The organism is Chengkuizengella sp. SCS-71B, assembly GCF_040100845.1.
Taxonomy (GTDB): Bacteria; Bacillota; Bacilli; order Paenibacillales; family KCTC-33759; genus Chengkuizengella.
On record NZ_JAZHSH010000001.1, the window covers coordinates 1,161,709 to 1,180,993 of the forward strand.

The window sequence follows — 19,285 nt, forward strand, 5'->3', positions numbered from 1 at the left end:
GTTTTTTATTCACAGCTGTTTTTACTTTTAGGTGCGATTAATGTTTTTCTCACCCATATCATATTTAAACTCAATAACACACTTGACATGATGAATAATCCCGGTATGGTGATGAAACCAGCAATAAATCCTCCAGTAATTGGCCCCAACATATTACCTAAAGCCAGCGCACTTGTATTAAATCCATAGGCACGACTTTCCATCCCTTCAGGTATAAACTTTCTAAGCAAGGAGTTTACTGATGGAAGCAAGCCACCTATAAATATCCCCATAAAAAATCTCAGTACGAGAAGCTGCCAAACGTTGTTAACAAATGCTTGTGGGAATGAAGTCAACGCGGCACCCAAAAGGGCAATGAATAGAATCTTTTCTGAGCCAATACGATCACTTAGTCTTCCTAATATAGGAGATGCTATCATATTTGAAAATCCTGTTATGGAACTAACCAATCCTACGTAAAATGCTAACCACTCAGAGTTCCCATGCATCCCTTGCACAAATATAGCCATCAAGGGCATTACACTTAGTAATGAAAATTGGATGATAAAAGTGACTGAAAATAAAGCAGGGATTTGCGGCACTTTCCTTAAGTCTTTAAAACCCTGTAATACAGAAATGTTTGTTTTATTAGCAGCTTTTTTCTTATCAAATTTTTCCTTAACTAAAAAGAGAGCTAACAAAGAAGCAATGCACAGTAACCCCCCTGTTATAAAAAATATAGTTTGAAAGGGCACGAAATTTGCTAATAATCCACCAATAAAAGGTCCAAGAATTGTACCAGCTACAGCACCTGATTGCATCATCCCCATTGCAAAACCAATATGTTCACGAGGTGTATTTGTGGATACTAAAGAAGTGGAGGCTGGTATATAACCTGAGATGGTTCCATTTAATAATCGTAAAAATAATAATTGCCAAGTATTTGTCGCAAATCCCATTAATGTAACTACAATAGACATTCCAAAACCTGATCGGAGGATCATGATTTTTCTACCGTATCGATCTCCTAATTTCCCCCACAAAGGCTGAAATAAAAATGAAGTTAAAAAATTTCCTGCAAAAATAATGCTTGTCCAGATGGCGATCTCATTTGGATCAGATATTCCTAATTCCTGTATATATAAAGGTAAAAACGGTATGATCATACTCATTCCTGATGTTGCCATAAATTGACCAAACCACAACACAATAAGATTAGTTTTCCAACGAGGCAAAATAGTTTCCTTCTTTCAAAATGAAAAATGTTAAATTAGGATTGACTTATATTATGTATACTTGTTTTCAATATGGTTACATTAAATTTGTATCACCTTTACACACACAATTTAAGGGAGATGATAAATATGCCTTTCGGTGCTCATGAAACGATGGAAGTTCATGAAATATTAAATGGAAGTATTAATATGATTAATCATTTTTCTCTTTATGCGAGTCAATGCCAAGATCATAACCTACGCCAAATGATTCACAATCATATCCAGACAGCGGTTGAAGGTTATGATCAATTAGTTGCGTATACACATGACTATAATGCAGCAAACAGATCAATGCAACCTTATTCACAACCTAACATCCAACCTCAGCAAGTTCGATATGGCTTACATCAGCCTCAATCTCATGTGCCACAGACACAAGGACAACTTAATGACCAACAAATTATTGCAGGGATGTTATGCCTCCACAAAGGTTCTGCAAAAAATCATATTGCAGCTTCTCTTGAATGTGCTGATCCTAATGTAAGGGAAATGTTGATTCATGGCGCAGTAAACTGTGCTAATCAAGCTTATGAAGTGTTTTTATTTATGAATCAACAGGGGTACTATCAAGTTCCTACAATGGAAGATCATACCGCTAAAACTTATCTTCATAGCTACAAGCCTGTACAACAAAACATTTATCAATAAAAATGAATAAAGGGCATTTTCTCGAGTAAATTGAAAGTGCCTAACTCCTTACATAATCATACCTTCTTCCACTGGTCAATATTGTGTATAATATGATTTATACCCTATTCATCTAATTATCATTTACATTTATTAAATATGGAGTAGGTAAGGAGAACTGTATCATTCATGACAGAGTGGATCATAGGTTTTTTAGGGAGTTTCATGATTGCAGGATTAGCGTTTTGGAAAAAATCATTGTCTTTATCAGGTTCTCTAATGGCTATTTGTATAGGTACTTTAATGTATGCCTTAGTTAGTTTAGCTTGGTATGGTACACTAATTGCCTTTTTTATTTCTTCCTCTCTTCTTACAAAATGGAAACAGAACAGAAAAAAAATGATAGAACATAGTTATGAAAAAACAGGAAATAGAGATGCAGGCCAAGTGTGGGCGAATGGTGGAATAGCACTATTATTAGCCGTGGCTTTTTATGTTTGGCAGCAACCTATGATTTGGTGGGGTTTTATTGGTATATTGGCAACTGTAAATGCGGATACTTGGGCGACTGAAATCGGTAGCTTAAGTAAAAAACCACCTCGTTCTATTGTCACTTTTAAAACTGTAACTCCTGGTTCTTCAGGCGGCGTATCAAGTTTAGGTTTAATATCAAGTATACTTGGGGGAGGGTTTATCGGAATTACCGCCTGGCTCTTGTCTAAAGAAAATGATTTGGGAATGTTGTTTTTTTATTTAATTATAGGTATAGTCAGTGGCTTTATAGGGGCGTTAACAGATTCGTTTATTGGAGCAAAATGGCAAGTCATGTACGATTGTGAGCATTGTGGAAAAGAAGTTGAGAGTTCTAAACATTGTTTACACCCTGCTCGTATGAAACGAGGGTGGAGATGGATGAATAATGATAGAGTGAATATGATTAGTTCTATCGTTGGTGGAATGATTGCGATATTAATAGGAACTTTATGGATGTAATCTTTGAAAGTTTTATTTTCATTTGTACAAAATTTTGGTAAACTAAGAATATAAATATATGGAAGTGATAGAAATGAATGCGGAAACATTAGAACTATTTAAAACATTAACAGAAATGCCAGCTGCGCCTGGTTTTGAAAAGGATATTAGAGCTTATGTTAGATCAGAGTTAGAAAAATATACAAATGAGATCATTCAAGATCGATTGGGTAGTATTTTTGGTGTCGTTCGAGGAAATGAAAATGGTCCAAGAGTAATGGTTGCTGGTCATTTAGATGAAGTTGGTTTTATGGTTACAAAAATAACGGATAACGGTATGATTCGATTTCAACCTCTAGGGGGTTGGTGGAGTCAAGTACTATTAGCTCAACGAGTACAAATCATAACACAAAATGGTCCTGTGATAGGAGTAATTGGTTCCACACCACCACATTTGTTAAATGAAACACAACGTACAAAACCAGCAGATATAAATCAAATGTTTATAGATGTAGGGGCAGATGATCGACAAGATGCTGAAAACATGGGCATTCATCCTGGACTGCAAGTTGTTCCGATTTGTCCTCTTACTGTACTATCCAATCCTAAAAAGATCTTAGCTAAAGCTTGGGATAATCGTTATGGTGTTGGTTTAGCAATTGAATTACTTAAAGAAGTACATAACGAACAACTTCCAAATATTTTATTTACAGGTGCCACAGTACAAGAAGAAGTGGGATTAAGAGGTGCAGTGACAGCATCTAATTTGGTGAAACCTGATATTTTCTACGCTTTGGATGCAAGTCCAGCAAATGATACTACTGGTGATAAAAGTGAGTTTGGTCAACTTGGTAAAGGTACTTTGCTTCGTATTTTAGATAGATCAATGGTAACACATCAAGGATTAAAGGAATTTATACTAGATACTGCAGAGTCTAATGATATTCCATACCAGTATTTTATATCTGCTGGAGGTACAGACGCAGGTAATGTGCATTTGAATGGGATTGGGGTTCCATCCGCAGTCATTGGTGTTTGTTCTAGGTATATTCATACTTCGTCTTCCATCTTACATGTGGATGATTACGAAGCAGCCAAGGAGTTGTTAATAAAGTTAGTGAAAACAACAGATCAGTCAACTTATGAAGAAATCATTAAATAGAATAAGGATGGATTCAAAATTGTAATTCATATCAAACATTGCTTTCTTTCACATCAACAATTCAAATTAATGAAATATCATGAATTTTCTTATCTCAGATAAGCCTGCTAAAGTTAGTTCAATTAACTAGCGGTGAGTGTTTGTTTAATTACCTCAGTTTTCTTGGTTTTATATTAAAAGGAGGGATTTAATGTATCAATTAAAAGAAAAGGAAATGATTTTTGTTTTTACAGGCCCAGATGGATCAGGAAGAAAAACAGTGGCAGATATGGTTGGTACGACATTAGGGATTAAAAAAGTAATCTCTTATACTTCAAGAGCAAAACGTCCAAGCGAAGTAGATGGTCAGGATTATCATTTTATTTCACGCAAACAATTTGAAGATGGTATAAATAATAAAGAATTTGTAGAAGTTACTGAAATTGATGGAAATTTTTATGGTATCAAAGGGTTTGATATTGAACAAGAGTTTAAAAATAATGATTTTATTTATCTTATATTAAATTCAGATGGCGCTAGAACTTTAAAAAAGCTATTTGGTGAAAAGGTAAGCAGAATCTTTATATATGTAGATCGCGATGTAATTATTGAACGCCAAAAAGCTTTAGGTGTAAGTCAAGAAATTATAGATTTCCACTTTAAACATTACAATGAAGATATGTCATATAAAGATGAATGTAAACATGCATTTGAAAATACGGATTTAGCCCATACTGTTTTTGCAGTAACTGAAGTATTAGAAGGGTATATGGATCGTCAGTTAGAAGAAAAAGACTAATTAAATAAAAATACTATTACTCGCCATTTATTTAGTGGCGAGTTTTTAATGTGTGACAAACATCATAGCACAACCTCTCTTTATTAAAGTAATATTTATTATACTAGTTTAAATATTGTTTTGTATGATCATGATGAGGAGTTGTTTTATGAGTTTTTATGAAACTTTTAAGAAATTAAAAAATATATCAATTGAAGATATTTTTCCAACCGTAACATCAGAGGAGATAAAAAAGGTTTTACAAAAGAACAAGCTTAATGAATTTGATTTTTTAGTTTTATTGTCTCCAGCTGCTGTACCTTATTTAGATATCATGGCACAAAAAGCACATGAGAACACTTTTCAACATTTTAATAAAAAAATAATTCAACCTATGGATACTACTGAATACAAGGACTTAGTTGCAGGTGGAGTAGATGGAGTTACGGTATATCAAGAAGTGTATGATGAAGAAATGTATAAAAAAGTTCATGTTAGAGGTCCTAAAAGAAATTATCAATATAGAATCAATACTCCTGAAAGAGCATGTAAAGCTGGTATGGCAAAAGTGAATATGGGTGTTTTGTTAGGATTAGCAGATTGGAGAAAAGAAGCCTGTTATTTAGCGATGCATGTAAAATACTTGCAAGAAAAATATTATACCACACAGATTGGGTTATTTTTTCCTAGAATTAAACCTCATTTAGGTGATTTTAAACCTGTGGTCGATGTAACGGATCGACATCTAATTCAAATGATGTTAGCTATGCGTTTATTTTTGCCTGAATGTAATATGAATTTATCTACAAGAGAAAGTCCAACTTTAAGAGATGAGTTATTATCATATGGTGTTACCAACATGTCAGCTGCCTCTTGCACTGCAGTAGGCGGATATACAAGTCAAAATCAGAAGTATACAGCAAACCATCAGTTTGATATCTCTGATGTACGTAGTGTGGATGAAATTGTAACTATAATAAAACAAAAAGGATATCAGCCTGTATAAGGTTTCTGAACACGAACTATAAGGAGGTTTATAACATGATCAATCGTGATTATCATAAAAATCCGTTTATTGTTATTTGGGAACTAACAAGAGCTTGTGGATTAAAATGTTTGCATTGTCGTGCAGAAGCACAATATAAAAGAGATCCTAGAGAGCTTTCACTAGAGGAAGGGAAAAAATTAATCGATCAAATTTACGATATGGACAATCCTTTATTAGTTTTTACAGGAGGAGATCCACTAGAAAGAGATGATGTATATGACATAGCAGAATATGCTATTCAAAAAGGTGTAAGAGTATCAATGACACCTAGTGCAACCCCAAATGTGACAACAGAAGCTATAAAAAAAGCAAAAGAAATTGGCTTATCACGATGGGCGTTTAGCTTAGATGGTCCCAATGCAAGTATCCATGATCATTTTAGAGGGACAAATGGTTCTTTTGATTTAACTATGAGAGCGATTGAAACAATGAATGAACTAAAACTACCACTTCAAATCAATACTGTTGTTTCAAGGTATAATTTAGATGTATTAGAAGATATGGCTCGATTAGTTGAGGAATTAAATTGTGTCTTATGGAGTGTATTCTTCTTAGTGCCAACGGGTAGAGGGAAGAATTCTGATATGATCACACCAGATCAACATGAAGAGGTTTTCCAATGGTTATATGAATTAAGTAATAAAGCACCTTTTGATATAAAAACAACAGCAGCCCAGCATTATCGCAGAGTTGTAATTCAGAATAAACAAAAGGAAAAAAATAGTCGAAAGGATAACATCCATTATTCCCAATCCATAAGGAGTGGACTGACAGGCACAATAGATGGTTTAGGACGAGCTCCTAAGGGTGTAAATGACGGGAATGGATTTGTTTTTATCTCTCATATTGGTGATGTATATCCTAGTGGATTATTACCTGTAAAAGCTGGAAATGTAAGAGAAAGTTCGCTATCAGAAATTTATCGTGAATCTAAAATTTTTAAACAATTACGTGATCCTAACCAATATAAAGGAAAGTGTGGGGTTTGTGATTTTCGATTTGTATGTGGGGGCTCTCGGTCTAGAGCTTATGCCATGACTGGAGATTATTTGGAAAGTGAACCATATTGTACTTATATTCCCCCAAAATATAGTGTAGGTCAACGTTAATTGAATCATTTTCATATTAAAATTATTAATAATTTAGTAGTTTAAATCTCTTTTAGATGTTTAGAGTTTGATTCATATATTACATGATAACTCTTTATATTTGGAAGAGTTTTTTTTATGTATGCAATTTACTGACACTCCACTTTATTTGTTCATATTCAGTTCATATTTATAAATTAAACTATTTTAAGGCTAGTCATTTATACATAGGCTAGGTTAGTGTATGCTTGAATATAAACATGATGTCTATGGTGAGTTGACAACATCTTTAATAAGCAGTGGGAGTGGAGAATCATTGCATCAATTTTTGTTTCACGAAGGGAATGTATAGAAAAATGAAAAAAAGTCTCGGAATTTTATTAGCATTGTTGGTGGTTGCTGGTTGTTCAGCAGGAGGTGGTCCTCAAAGTGGTTCCCCTCAGGATATGGTGAATGTACCCAAAGTAGCTGTTGAGATTGAAACCATCAAAAATGGGGATATACAAGAAAGTAAAAAATTAATTGGGAACATTGAATCTGCATCAGAAATTGAGGTTTTTCCAGATATGACTGGGGAATTAGTGACTCTCCAAGTAAAAAATGGAGATCAAGTTGAAGCGGGTCAAATCATAGCTATCTTGGATGGGGAAAATCAAAAGGATAGTTTACAACTTGAACAAAAATCAGTTGAAAGTGCAAAACAGCAATTGGAAAATGCAAAACTTACGAGAGCGCAGGCAGCTCAAAGATTGCAAGATGCACAATCTAGTGAGGAAGGGAATTCTTCAACTGATTTAGATTTAGAGAATTTAACAATTGCTTTGGAAGATGCAAGGACAAATCGAGAAAGACTCGAACGTTTATATGAAGAAGGGGCTGTTTCGTTACAGGATCTAGAAAGAGCACGCCAACAAGAAACACAAGCAGAAATTTCACTCAAAAAGGCACAGTTGAATACAGGCAGTAATATTGAACAATTACAATTAGATTTAGAAAAAGCAGAGGTTGGAGTACAGCAAAGCCAAATCTCATTAGATCAAGCTCAATTAAGATTATCGCAAGCTGAACAGAATGTGGAAGATACTACTGTATATGCACCTATTTCTGGTGTAGTAGAGGGCTTGAATTTTGAAGTGAGAGAAAATGTATCAACTCAACAACCTTTATTGACGATAACAAACGTATCTGAATTTATTATTACTACGCAAATTACCGCTGAACAAAAAAGACTAGTACCACTTGGAACAGAAGTTGAAGTACATTCATCAATGAAAGATGGATATAAAGCAGAAATGATTTATGTAGCCCCAACGAGAAATGATATTGGTTTATTTGATGCGGAACTGCGTTTCATTGAAACAGATAATCAATTAACAACAGGTGAAGTTGTACAGCTTGTTTTCAGTAATACGTTAGTGGAAGATGAAGTTGTAGTTCCCACTCATGCGATTATTCAAAAAGGGAATGATGCTTACGTATTTCTAGCAAAAGAAGGTAAGGCTATTAAAAAAAATGTAGAAATTTTAAGTATGCAATCAGAATGGACTGCAGTTAAAGGTGATCTTAAGGCAGGAGAAGATCTTATTGTTAATGGACATAAGTTAGTTTCTGATGGAATGCTCTTATTGTTGCCAGGTGAACAGCATTCAAATAACGATACTCCTTCAGAAGAAAAAACTGCCGATGAAGAAATAACTTCGTCTGATGGAAAAATTGATGATGAAACAAATTCTGAGCAAGGAAAATCTGATGATAATGCAGCCGCTGGAGGTGGCAATTAATGCATCTTATAAAAACAGCGGTACAGCGTCCAGTTAGTGTCATTATGCTGGTCATCTGCGTACTGATTATTGGAACAATTTCTTTACGTAATATTCCAATTGATCTTTTTCCAGAAGTTGAAGTGAATGTAGTGACAGTTCAAGCTTCATATAGCGGCGTATCTCCACAAGAGATGGAGAAACTCGTTACAAGACCATTAGAGGAGCAAATTGCATCATTAAATGGAGTTGAATCTATAAACTCACAGTCAAGTGCAGGCCTCTCTTTTATTCTTGTTGAGTTTGCTACAAGCATTGATTTTGATCAAGCTGTTACAGATTTGCAGGAAAAGATAAATAAAGCGGCACTACCTGATGATGTAGATACACCTAATGTTTTAAAGTTTGATATTAATAGTCAACCCATTATTTATTTAGGGTTAACAGGCAAGGACACTACTACATTAGAAAGTATTGCTGACGATTTATCTGCTAATTTTGAGAAGCTAGAAGGGGTTGCATCGGTTGATATTACAGGTGGGACAGATCGAGAAATTCAAATCACACTTGATCCGATTTTACTTGAGCAGTATAACTTAACTGCAACAGATGTAGTCAATTCGATAAGAAATAAAAACTCGGCTTCAACTGTTGGAGATGTGTTACAAGGTGATACTGAAGTACAAGTTAGAGTGGATGGAGAATATGACACTTTAGACGAGATTAGAAATACAGCAATACCGCTTCAAAATGGAACAACGATATCAGTGGAGGATGTAGGTGTTTTAGAAGATACAATTAGTGATGTACAATCACAATCAAAAATAAATTCTGAACCTGCAGTTATACTATCTATTTCTAAACAATCAGGAACAAATACCATAGAGATTAGTAACTTAATTCTTGCAGAAGTAGAGAGCATTCAGAATGACCTTAGTGAAGGTGTTGAATTAGAAGTTGTTTTTGATACATCTACTTTTATTAGGGATTCCATAAGTGGTGTTGTTGTAAGTTTATTAGCAGGTGGATTTTTTGCAATCTTAGTATTGCTATTTTTCCTAAGAAGTATTAGAGCAACTGCAGTTATAGCTTTGTCTATTCCATTTGCGATTATTTCTACGTTTATTTTAGTAGATCGTTTTGATCAAACTTTAAATATCATTACTTTATCTGGACTAGCCTTAGGGATAGGTATGATGGTGGATAGCTCTATTGTAATATTGGAGAATATCGTCAAGTACAGGCAAAATGGTATGGAGCCCAAAGAGGCAGCTATTAAAGGTGGCAGTGAATTAATTTCTGCGGTTATCGCATCTACTACTACGACTGTTGTTGTATTTGTACCTTTGATGATTATTGACGCAGGCATCCTATCACAAATATTCCTGCCATTAGCAATGGTTGTTGCCTTTGCATTACTTGCAGCATTACTTGTTTCACTCACATTAGTTCCAATGTTAGCAGCAGGTTTTCTTAAAACGAATGCTCATGAGAAATTAGCAAAAGAAGCGAAATGGTTACAGTTTATAAATCAAATCTATAATAAGCTTCTAAGGTGGAGTTTAAAACGTAGATGGATAGTTGTTTTATCCACTTTTATAATTATAGTCGGTAGTTTATTTTCAATTGCACTATTGAACATCACTACTTTCCCTTCTTCTGGTCAGAATCAAATTCAATTATCTGCCGAATTTGATAACGGCGTAGAATTTTCAGTGGTTCAAGAGTATGGTGATCAAATCGATAAAGTACTGAGCAAATATGAGGATAATATTGATATACAATATACAGAATTAAGTTCTACGAGTATTACTGCAATCATCCTTTTAATAGATGAAAGTGAAAGAGAAATAAATAATGCAGATATATCAGAAGCAATACAAGATGATCTAAATTCATCTATTGTAGGAATTGAAGTGAAGGCTGTACAACAAATGAGTTCAGTTGGTGGATCAGATTCTGATATAAACGTATCGATATCTGGACCAGAACAAGATGTGCTTGAAACATTAACGGATCAAGTGGATCTATTATTATCTGGTATTCCTTCTATTGAAAATATTGAGGTTCCTGGGTTAAGTGGCCAGCCTCAACTTACTGTCACAGTGAACGATGAATTAGCTGGACAGTATAATTTAAGTCAAGGTCAAATTATGGGACAGTTAAATGAGACATTTAAAGGATCAACAGCTACAAAATTCCGTGAAAACGGAGATGAGTTTGATGTTATTGTTCAGCTCCCTGAATCAGAAAGAGAAACGATTGAATCTTTAAATGCATTTTTACTGACTACACCTACTGGTGGACACGTCCCATTGATCTCAGTATCAACGATTGATCAAACGTTAGGACCTGTTTCAATTCAACGTGTAGATCAGAAGCAGGAATATTCTGTTACTGCTGATATTGTTGAAGGAGCAGATGTACGTGAAGTGACTGCACAAGTAGATCAGGTATTATCTCAAATACCAGTACCTAAAGGATATGATGTAACTACTGGTGGGATACAAGCGGACTTTAACGAATCTGCAGTTGATTTATTGCTCATATTAGCACTAGCCATATTCCTAGTTTACACTGTTATGGCTGTACAATTTGAATCATTCTCATATCCATTTATTGTCATGTTTTCATTGCCAACAACAATTGTTGGTGTTATATTTGGACTATTAGTAACTGGCACTGAATTAAGCTTTCCAGCATTGATCGGATTAATTGTTTTATCTGGGATTGTGGTGAATAATGCTATCGTTTTAATTGATTATGTTAATCAATTAAAACGAAGGGGTAAAGAACGGAATGAAGCCATTATTGAAGCAGGGAAAAGTCGTCTGAGACCTATTCTTATGACAAGTTTTACGACCGCATTGGGGATGTTGCCTATTGCATTAGGAATAGGTGAAGGTAGTGAAACACAACAACCAATTGGGGTTGTAGTTATCTTTGGTTTATTAGTCTCAATGGCTTTCACCCTATTATTGATACCAGTTATGTATACAATTATTGATGATGTAAGTCGTAAATTTACTGGATTTTTCCGCAGAAAAAATAAAAGTACAGAACCAAAAGACCAATCAGTAGTGAGTAGTTAAGGAGAGGTGAAACCTATGAAAAAAAGAATTTTGATCGTTTGCTTAGCTTTAGCAATTCCAGCAATGACAGCACTAGCAAGTGAAACAGTCAGACTATCTGTTTCTGGAGCGGTGGATGAAATCCTAGAAAAGGATACAAGCCTAGAAAAATTTGATTTAGATGAAGTCAAACTAACTAGTGCAGCAAATGCCTTTATGGGTAGTTTCTCTGATGAGTTGGAAGAATTACAGGAAGTTCAGCAGGAATATGCTGAACATTCTACTCAGTGGGGAGTTGAATATAAAGCTTATTCAATGCTTTACAATTATTTAAAATTGGAAGAAACAGTGAAATTGCAAGAAGAGAATTTAGCAATTACTAATAAAGATGAAAATATCGTAGGCATGAAATATGATGAGGGATTAGCTTCAAAACAAGATCTTATTCAAGCCGAGATGAGTGTATCCAATGCTAAACTTTCTTTAGAATCTACTAAACAAAATTTAAAATCTTTAAAATATGAATTGAATCAAATGTTGGATCAGGATTTATTAACTACGTTACACATCGATGAATTAGGTGATATAACACGTTTAAAGTCTTCTGAATATAACGCTGAAAAGATTGCTGATCAAATGAAACTTGGTCATGAATCTCTTGCGTATTATCGCTTTGTAATGGACACGTATGAAGAAATTATTGAAGAAGCAGAGGAGCTAACGGGTTATGGCAGTTATGCTGGGCAAATAAGTAAATTAGAAGCTGAGGTTGCAGAATTAGAAGTACAGATTGCGATTTTAGAAGCAGGTTTGCCTGATGGCGATCCTCCATCTGAAGAATTAATTTTACTAAGAGGATTAAAAGAGGAAAAATCAGTATTAATACCGTACTTTCAAAACTTAGCAAATAACGACAGAAGAAAAGCAAAAGACGATATCCCAGAATATTACGAACAAGAAAAAGACAAAGCTCAGTTAGATTTGTTTGATCAAATGGATTTATTAGAACTAAAAGCTTATCAATTTGCAGATGAGTTTGAAATTTCTCATTTAAAATTAAATACGCTAGAAGATAATGTGAAAAAGCAAGAAGAATTATATAAAATGCAGCAGGTACGCTTTGAAGAAGGCTTTATGACAGCTACAGACTTAGAAAAAAGTCGTGTAGGTGTATTAAATGCAAAAGTAGAATTACTGAATGCAGAAATTGATTACGCATTATTAAAAGAAGAGTTTGAATTATTTAAAGAAGGATTTCTACCGTAGATAAATAAGATAATTTTTGTCTTAATAACTAAATAACCTAAGGGTTTTAAGTAATGGGCGCTGGAGATATCTCCAGTGTCTATTTTTTTGAAACTTAAGAATCTATAAGTTTATTTTTCTAATAGCAAAGCCATCACTAAAATTCGGTAAATGCTAAGTGTTTAACGTAGATAGAATCGTAGTTGCCCTCCAGAAATTTGAATTAGATATGAAATAGCGGGAATTTTTGGTCTTATCTCTTACAAAATCAGCTCAAAAAAATAATTAGCGGGAATATGTGGTCTAATATCGTCCATATTCACATCAAACTGCCATATCTGCGCTTAAAACAGCTATTTAAGACCATAATTTCCCTTTATTTTATGAAATTCTTTAAGTACGAGGAGAATAAGACCGTTTATTCCCTTTATTTTTTAGATTAATAATACAAAAATGAATGTAGAAAGGAATTTGACTGGAAATTGAAACGACTTATATCGGCACTCATGTTTCGGTTAGTACATTAAAGGATCTTCAGATGATTTATTCAGGTGGTATTTCTTAAACATAACTTGCCCAATTTATATACCCTTTAATGCTAACTGTTCGTTAGCTATATTCTTTGTATATACAGTCATGGCAGTACAATTTGAGCCTCTTATTACGCATTTATTATTATGTTTTCATTGCCAACAGCAACAACTGTAGGTGTAATATTTGGACTGCTTATCACAGGTAAAGATCTTAGTTTCTCAGCAGTTATTAAGAACCCCATCCTATCAAGTTGGATGGGGTTCAGTTATTTAATTTAAATATATTTTTATAAGTCGCTAAAACCTTCAAAACCATTTTCATGTCTTTCAATACGTCGAGGATAGGAGATTTGAATTCCACTTTTGTTTAATTGCTTTAGCAATCCTTTACGAATTTCTTTAGCTGCTGTCCAATAATGAACATCTTTAACCATACTAATGACAGTATATTTTGCACCTAACGCATTGTTTTCAACATCTGTAATTCCATACAATTGAGGAGCTTCCATGACTTCTCCTTTATCATCTAGGAGAAATAAATGTTTCTGATTCATTATAAGTTCATTGGATACTTCATTGATAGCTTGTTCAATTTCTGACGGATCTATTTCATAAGGTACGGTCACATTAATGATTGCACGCATTCGTTCACGATTATAGTTTTGACTTGTTCTAATTTCAGAGTTTTGAATAACAACAGAATGCTGTCCCCATGTTCGTATTTTGGTAGCACGAAGCCCTACATCTACGATAGTTCCATTTATTTCACCATTATTTATGGAAACATAATCACCAACTGAGAATTGATCTTCAAAAATGATAAAAAATCCTGTGATTAAATCTTTTACTAACGTTTGTGCACCAAAACCAACTGCTAAGCCGAGTACTCCAGCTCCAGCAATGATAGGAGCGACATCTAGACCCAAATTGTCTAAAATCATAAGTATTGAAATTATAAATATCACATATCTAGTAAGTGAATGAAGTAATGATTTTAAAGTCTCTTCTTTTTTTTCATCTAATCTAGTAATATTAAATACTCTTCGGATGATTAAAGTCCTAGCTTTTAAAGCAACCCAAGTCAGTCCAATTATTAATAATAAAATAAGTGATTTTTCAGTTAAAAATAATAGTTGTTCCCTCCAAAATTCCCATGTTTGAAATTGCTCCCAAATATTGATGTTTTCAGGGTTAATATTTTCTAGAAATTTCATGATTGGTCCTCCAATAAATTGTATGAATGAATTTATCCTATAATTTTTAGCGTTAAGACGCCTACCTCTATAGGTGGTTTTTCTCTAATCAGGTGGAGTAGAGCCTCCATCTGATTTCACGATGTTTAAGCTTTGCTTAAATCAGTTCACTGATATTGTAGCATATTATAATAGGCCTTTACAGGTTATGATGATGAGGATGTCATCACTCACTTAATATATTAGAATGAAAATTAATGATTAATAGATTATTTTACTACTGAAGAATGTGAGACGAAAAATAAGATTGCTGGAATAAGATGAGGAAAAATATTTAATTAAAAAAATAAGAACAGCATTTGGCTTTCCAATGCTGTTCTTATAGGTGATTTTAAGCAGTTAAATTTATCTAATGGTTTTTAGTGTTAAGACGCTCACCTCTATAGGTGGTTCCTCTCTAATCAGGTGGAGTGTAGTCTCCATCTGATTTCTCGATGTTTAAGCTCAGCTTAAACGAGTTCACTTTATTGACTTAGTTTCTCCATCTCTGAAATCACTTCCTCAAACACACTCATCGCTTGACGAATCGGCTCAGGAGAGGACATATCCACACCGGCACGTTTCAAAATGTTGATGGAATAATCGCTGCCACCACTTTTTAAGAAACCTTTGTATCGATCCACGGCAGGTTGGCCTTCATCTAATATTTGTTTTGAAAAGCTTGTTGCTGCCGAGAACCCAGTTGCATATTTAAAAACATAAAAGCTGGAATAAAAATGCGGAATACGTGCCCATTCCATTTCGATATCTTTATCTACAGTCATCCCATCACCATGATATTTTACATTTAGATCGTAATAAATTTCACTTAAATCTTGTGGAGTTAATGATTCCCCAGCTTCCGCTTTCTCATGGATAATTTTTTCAAATTCAGCAAACATCGTTTGTCTGAACACCGTTGTTCTAAATTGATCTGCATAATAAGTAAGTAAATACAATTTTTCTTTTTCGTCTGATGTATTTTTCAATAAGTGATCCATAAGTAGTGCTTCATTTAAAGTAGAAGCTACTTCAGCCAAAAATATCGTATATTGCGCATCACGATATTTTTGTTTTTCATCTGATAAATACGAATGAATGGCATGACCCATTTCATGTGTTAAAGTAAACATACTGTTTAGGTTGTCTTTATGATTTAAAAGTACATAAGGATGAGTGCCGTATGCACCCCAACTATAGGCACCACTTCTCTTTCCTTTGTTTTCATAAACATCAATCCATCCGTTATTAAATCCATCATTCAATATAGCTAAGTAGTCTTCACCTAATGGTTTTAGGCTTTCAGCGACTTTTTTCTTGGCTTCTTCAAAAGTGATTTCCATTCTAAACTCATCCACAAGAGGAGAAAACAAATCATACATATGCAGCTCATCTACTTTTAATAATTTCTTACGTAACTCCATGTAACGATGCATTAAAGGTAAGTGCTCATGTATTGTATCAATTAGATTCGTATAAACTTCTTTTGGAATGTTATCTCCATATAGTGCCATATTTAAAATAGAAGGGTATTTCCTAGTTTTTGCATAAAAGTTATTTTTATTGATATTTGCATTTAAAGTTGCGCCAATCGTATTTTTATGTCGACTGTAAGTTTCGTACATTGCTTTAAACGCGTTTTTACGAACTTCTTGATTGTCACTTTCTAGGAATTGAATATAATTTCCATGTGTGAGCTCCACTTCTTCCCCTTTATCATTTTTAATTTTAGGGAATGTCATATCCGCATTGTTTAACATACCAAAAATGTTTTGAGGTGCCTGAGATAAGCTTCCAACTTGAGCTAATATGGCTTCTTCCGATTGTGAAAGAATATGTGCTTTTTGACGTAACATTTCTTCTAACGTTCGTTTATAATCACTTAACTCAGGGTTGTCAATAAACTTTTTTAATTGTTCATCAGATAAACTTAATATTTCCGGGGTAATAAAGGACAGTGAGCCATTAATTTCTACGCTTAATTTTTGTGCCTTATCAGACAAGGCTTGATAGGTAGATTCAGTTGTATCTTCATGGTGTTTCATGTTGGCATAAACATAAAGTCTTTCTGTATGTAATGAGATCTCATCTTCCAGAGCAAAACATTTTTTTATGTTATCGGCATCTGATAGTTTTCCTTGAAATTTTTTAATTTCTTGTACTTTCTTTTGAACTTCTTTGTATTCTTCATCCCAAGTTTTTTGGTTTTTGAATATATCCTCTAATTTCCATTTGTTTTCTTCTGAAACATCAATTCTTTTTAATACTTCACTCATGGGACTCCTCCTATGATCTTTATAAATTTTATTGTTATTAGCATAATTCATAGATGAAAATAATGGTACTATTGTTAAGATAACAATCATTAGAAAGAAGGTCAAACGTTTCAATGTAATCACACCCCTGTAACCTATATCAGTTCTTTACAAAGTTTTGATTAGTATGACCTTATCAAAATGATATTATGATTTTTCTAGTCTATCCAAAAAACGAAATGACCAATAAAACGAATGAACATATGACCATAAATAAAGCAAAAATCGCTAAATATTTACGAAGAGGTTGTGATATTGAATCTTTTTTAAGAATTAATACCAATGCAAGCGCAAAGGATACAATGATAAAAATGACTAAGGACTCTGTATTTTCCATAAAGATGCCACCTTTCATTAAAGACAATTATAATGATTAAAATTAGTAATATTATATCAGAAAACAAAAAGAAAAAGACCGAAATGAACTCTGTTTAAATTGATCAAAAAGAAATAAAAACAACCTGTCCTTTTGGACAGATTGTATAATATATTTACAAGTGTTAGATAGTGAACTCGTTTAAGCTTTGCTTAAACATCGAGAAATCAGATGGAGACTCTACTCCACCTGATTTGAAGATCCCACCTATGGAGGTGGGTGTCTGTATGCAAAATATTTTTGGATCAACTATGCAGTTAATCCCCGTTGCCCTCTATTTTTCATTCTTCCTGCAATAATGACTCCGACAATAATCACAGTGATAAACGCCCATTTAATCCATACATTTTCCTCAAAAAAAGCTTTAAACCAAGTTTCATCCGTTATCATCTTCCCGGCAGTAAAAGCAAGGACTCCAGATCCGATATAAATAATGGCAGGAAAACGTTCGATGAATTTTAGAATTACAGTGCTTCCCCATACAACAAAAGGAACACTGATCATCAATCCGATAATGACCATTAAAAAACTTCCATGCGAAGCTCCAGCAATAGCTAATACATTGTCTAATCCCATTACAGCATCTGCAATAATAATTGTTTGTATCGCTGACCACAGGCTTGTTCCTGATTTAATATTGTCGTGTGATTTTTTTTGTGTTAATAATTTATAAGCAATCCAAATAAGCAACAGTCCTCCAATGAGCAGCAAACCAGGGATTTTTAACAGCCAAACAACTAATAATGTGCCTATTGCTCTAACGATGATAGCACCTGCAGTTCCCCAGATAATGACCTTTTTTTGATGTTCTTTGGGAACATTTCTTGCAGCTAGCCCAATGACAATGGCATTATCGCCTGCAAGTACTAAATCAATGATAATGATACTTAATAATACAGTCCAAAAATCTGGAGTAAACAGTTCCATGTATAACACTCCTTGAAACTTATTTCAATTGTTAATTTAGTTTGTCCAAATAAAAAACGATCATCTACCTAAATATATGGTAATGATCGTTAATGATTATTTATTTTTTATACTTTATTTAAATTTCTTTAAATTTTTCAATGATTTCTTTTCTTTCTTCTTCTGAACCTTCAAAATTTTGTGAAGAAAAACGCTTATTCACCCAATCCATTAAAGCAGGTCTGCTTAAAAAGTCATGCGTATCCTCGCCCCATTGATCGGAAATTTCACGTAAGATGATATGTCTGCCGTTAACTTCAACATTCATCATATTCCATTTATCTTTTTTATAAATTTGGTGTTTTTTTATCATAAGGGATATCTCCATTCTAATAAACTTGAGCATTATTATATCACGATTGTTTTTTAAATGCATATTTGGATTGCAAAAATTGGAATTAAATTTACTTTTCTACCCCAAACAAAACCTTCATTTCTGGCTAAGAAAAAGCACTAGAAATTGGAAATATATATTGAAAACTGAAAATTATATCTGTATAATTGACTTAATCGTCCTAGGTGACGAAACACTTTTTACGTTTTATGGAGGTATGCAATTTGAAAGGTTCAGTTAAATGGTTTAACGCAGAAAAAGGTTATGGTTTTATTCAAGTTGAAGGTGGAGACGATGTTTTTGTACATTTCTCTGCAATTCAAGGCGACGGATTTAAAACTTTAGATGAAGGTCAAGAAGTTGAATTCGAAATTACTGAAGGTGACCGTGGTCCTCAAGCAGCTAACGTTGTTAAGTTATAAGTAATGTTAGGAGCTTCGAGGAAGGCGTTTTATCCGTTAGTCACTTTAAATAAACATATAATTACTTAATTAAAAGTATTAGAAGTATGGAAGAGTGAATAACAGGATGCATTTCACAAAA

At 33.7% G+C, this 19,285-nt stretch carries 16 protein-coding genes; 10 read left to right on the forward strand and 6 right to left on the reverse strand.

Annotated elements, in window-relative coordinates:
• Nucleotides 1-5 precede the first annotated feature (5 nt).
• Complete coding sequence (locus tag VQL36_RS05850; RefSeq protein WP_349248412.1) at nucleotides 6-1,214, reverse strand: MFS transporter; 1,209 nt, start codon at nucleotides 1,212-1,214, stop codon at nucleotides 6-8.
• Between the two features lie 129 nt (nucleotides 1,215-1,343).
• On the opposite strand from VQL36_RS05850, the gene VQL36_RS05855 reads away from it, so the two are divergent.
• The 9 genes from VQL36_RS05855 (at nucleotide 1,344) to VQL36_RS05895 (ending at nucleotide 13,007) form a co-directional block, all read left to right on the forward strand.
• Nucleotides 1,344-1,904 carry a spore coat protein gene (locus tag VQL36_RS05855; RefSeq protein ID WP_349248413.1) on the forward strand — a complete coding sequence of 187 codons (561 nt, stop codon included), beginning with the start codon at nucleotides 1,344-1,346 and terminating at the stop codon, nucleotides 1,902-1,904.
• A 168-nt stretch (nucleotides 1,905-2,072) separates the two neighbouring features.
• Nucleotides 2,073-2,876 carry a DUF92 domain-containing protein gene (locus VQL36_RS05860; protein ID WP_349248414.1) on the forward strand — a complete coding sequence of 268 codons (804 nt, stop codon included), beginning with the start codon at nucleotides 2,073-2,075 and terminating at the stop codon, nucleotides 2,874-2,876.
• A 73-nt stretch (nucleotides 2,877-2,949) separates the two neighbouring features.
• Nucleotides 2,950-4,017, forward strand: coding sequence for a M42 family metallopeptidase (locus tag VQL36_RS05865; protein ID WP_349248415.1), 1,068 nt, complete (start codon nucleotides 2,950-2,952; stop codon nucleotides 4,015-4,017).
• A gap of 190 nt (nucleotides 4,018-4,207) precedes the next feature.
• On the forward strand, nucleotides 4,208-4,795 hold the full coding sequence (locus tag VQL36_RS05870; RefSeq protein ID WP_349248416.1) for a guanylate kinase: 588 nt from the start codon (nucleotides 4,208-4,210) through the stop codon (nucleotides 4,793-4,795).
• Nucleotides 4,796-4,943: 148 nt separating this feature from the next.
• Nucleotides 4,944-5,780 carry a 2-iminoacetate synthase ThiH gene (locus tag VQL36_RS05875; RefSeq protein WP_349248417.1) on the forward strand — a complete coding sequence of 279 codons (837 nt, stop codon included), beginning with the start codon at nucleotides 4,944-4,946 and terminating at the stop codon, nucleotides 5,778-5,780.
• A 35-nt stretch (nucleotides 5,781-5,815) separates the two neighbouring features.
• Nucleotides 5,816-6,931: a TIGR04053 family radical SAM/SPASM domain-containing protein gene (locus tag VQL36_RS05880; protein ID WP_349248418.1), complete on the forward strand. Its 1,116-nt coding sequence runs from the start codon at nucleotides 5,816-5,818 to the stop codon at nucleotides 6,929-6,931.
• A gap of 335 nt (nucleotides 6,932-7,266) precedes the next feature.
• The gene (locus VQL36_RS05885; RefSeq protein ID WP_349248419.1) at nucleotides 7,267-8,691 is read left to right on the forward strand and encodes an efflux RND transporter periplasmic adaptor subunit; all 1,425 of its coding nucleotides are present in this window, start codon (nucleotides 7,267-7,269) and stop codon (nucleotides 8,689-8,691) included.
• Nucleotides 8,691-11,762 (forward strand): efflux RND transporter permease subunit, encoded by a 3,072-nt coding sequence (locus VQL36_RS05890; protein WP_349248420.1) that lies wholly within the window; start codon nucleotides 8,691-8,693, stop codon nucleotides 11,760-11,762. Before VQL36_RS05885 ends, VQL36_RS05890 begins: the two co-directional genes overlap by 1 nt.
• Nucleotides 11,763-11,777: 15 nt before the next feature.
• Nucleotides 11,778-13,007 carry a TolC family protein gene (locus VQL36_RS05895; protein ID WP_349248421.1) on the forward strand — a complete coding sequence of 410 codons (1,230 nt, stop codon included), beginning with the start codon at nucleotides 11,778-11,780 and terminating at the stop codon, nucleotides 13,005-13,007.
• Between the two features lie 799 nt (nucleotides 13,008-13,806).
• On the opposite strand, the gene VQL36_RS05900 is transcribed toward VQL36_RS05895, so the two are convergent.
• From VQL36_RS05900 to VQL36_RS05920, 5 genes are all read right to left on the reverse strand, one after another.
• Entirely contained in the window at nucleotides 13,807-14,733 is a 927-nt protein-coding gene (locus tag VQL36_RS05900) for a mechanosensitive ion channel family protein (protein ID WP_349248422.1), read from the reverse strand.
• 503 nt (nucleotides 14,734-15,236) lie between these two features.
• A complete protein-coding gene (pepF, locus tag VQL36_RS05905; protein ID WP_349248423.1) occupies nucleotides 15,237-17,027 on the reverse strand; it encodes an oligoendopeptidase F in 1,791 nt (596 codons plus the stop codon).
• A gap of 202 nt (nucleotides 17,028-17,229) precedes the next feature.
• The gene (locus VQL36_RS05910) at nucleotides 17,230-17,403 is read right to left on the reverse strand and encodes a hypothetical protein (RefSeq protein ID WP_349248424.1); all 174 of its coding nucleotides are present in this window, start codon (nucleotides 17,401-17,403) and stop codon (nucleotides 17,230-17,232) included.
• Nucleotides 17,404-17,691: 288 nt separating this feature from the next.
• Nucleotides 17,692-18,369, reverse strand: a complete 678-nt coding sequence (locus VQL36_RS05915; protein WP_349248425.1) for a TerC family protein — start codon at nucleotides 18,367-18,369, stop codon at nucleotides 17,692-17,694.
• A gap of 118 nt (nucleotides 18,370-18,487) precedes the next feature.
• Entirely contained in the window at nucleotides 18,488-18,721 is a 234-nt protein-coding gene (locus tag VQL36_RS05920) for a hypothetical protein (RefSeq protein WP_349248426.1), read from the reverse strand.
• Nucleotides 18,722-18,951: 230 nt separating this feature from the next.
• On the opposite strand from VQL36_RS05920, the gene VQL36_RS05925 reads away from it, so the two are divergent.
• Nucleotides 18,952-19,164 carry a cold shock domain-containing protein gene (locus VQL36_RS05925; RefSeq protein WP_201763484.1) on the forward strand — a complete coding sequence of 71 codons (213 nt, stop codon included), beginning with the start codon at nucleotides 18,952-18,954 and terminating at the stop codon, nucleotides 19,162-19,164.
• Nucleotides 19,165-19,285: the final 121 nt, after the last annotated feature.

Excerpts from the sequence above, each read along its gene's own strand:
- VQL36_RS05855 (WP_349248413.1), top strand. The coding sequence starts at position 1,344 with ATGCCTTTCGGTGCTCATGAAACGATGGAAGTTCATGAAATATTAAAT.
- VQL36_RS05860 (WP_349248414.1), top strand. The coding sequence starts at position 2,073 with ATGACAGAGTGGATCATAGGTTTTTTAGGGAGTTTCATGATTGCAGGA.
- VQL36_RS05865 (WP_349248415.1), top strand. The coding sequence starts at position 2,950 with ATGAATGCGGAAACATTAGAACTATTTAAAACATTAACAGAAATGCCA.
- VQL36_RS05870 (WP_349248416.1), top strand. The coding sequence starts at position 4,208 with ATGTATCAATTAAAAGAAAAGGAAATGATTTTTGTTTTTACAGGCCCA.
- VQL36_RS05875 (WP_349248417.1), top strand. The coding sequence starts at position 4,944 with ATGAGTTTTTATGAAACTTTTAAGAAATTAAAAAATATATCAATTGAA.
- VQL36_RS05880 (WP_349248418.1), top strand. The coding sequence starts at position 5,816 with ATGATCAATCGTGATTATCATAAAAATCCGTTTATTGTTATTTGGGAA.
- VQL36_RS05885 (WP_349248419.1), top strand. The coding sequence starts at position 7,267 with ATGAAAAAAAGTCTCGGAATTTTATTAGCATTGTTGGTGGTTGCTGGT.
- VQL36_RS05890 (WP_349248420.1), top strand. The coding sequence starts at position 8,691 with ATGCATCTTATAAAAACAGCGGTACAGCGTCCAGTTAGTGTCATTATG.
- VQL36_RS05895 (WP_349248421.1), top strand. The coding sequence starts at position 11,778 with ATGAAAAAAAGAATTTTGATCGTTTGCTTAGCTTTAGCAATTCCAGCA.
- VQL36_RS05900 (WP_349248422.1), bottom strand. The coding sequence starts at position 14,733 with ATGAAATTTCTAGAAAATATTAACCCTGAAAACATCAATATTTGGGAG.
- pepF (WP_349248423.1), bottom strand. The coding sequence starts at position 17,027 with ATGAGTGAAGTATTAAAAAGAATTGATGTTTCAGAAGAAAACAAATGG.
- VQL36_RS05910 (WP_349248424.1), bottom strand. The coding sequence starts at position 17,403 with ATGGAAAATACAGAGTCCTTAGTCATTTTTATCATTGTATCCTTTGCG.
- VQL36_RS05915 (WP_349248425.1), bottom strand. The coding sequence starts at position 18,369 with ATGGAACTGTTTACTCCAGATTTTTGGACTGTATTATTAAGTATCATT.
- VQL36_RS05920 (WP_349248426.1), bottom strand. The coding sequence starts at position 18,721 with ATGATAAAAAAACACCAAATTTATAAAAAAGATAAATGGAATATGATG.
- VQL36_RS05925 (WP_201763484.1), top strand. The coding sequence starts at position 18,952 with ATGGAGGTATGCAATTTGAAAGGTTCAGTTAAATGGTTTAACGCAGAA.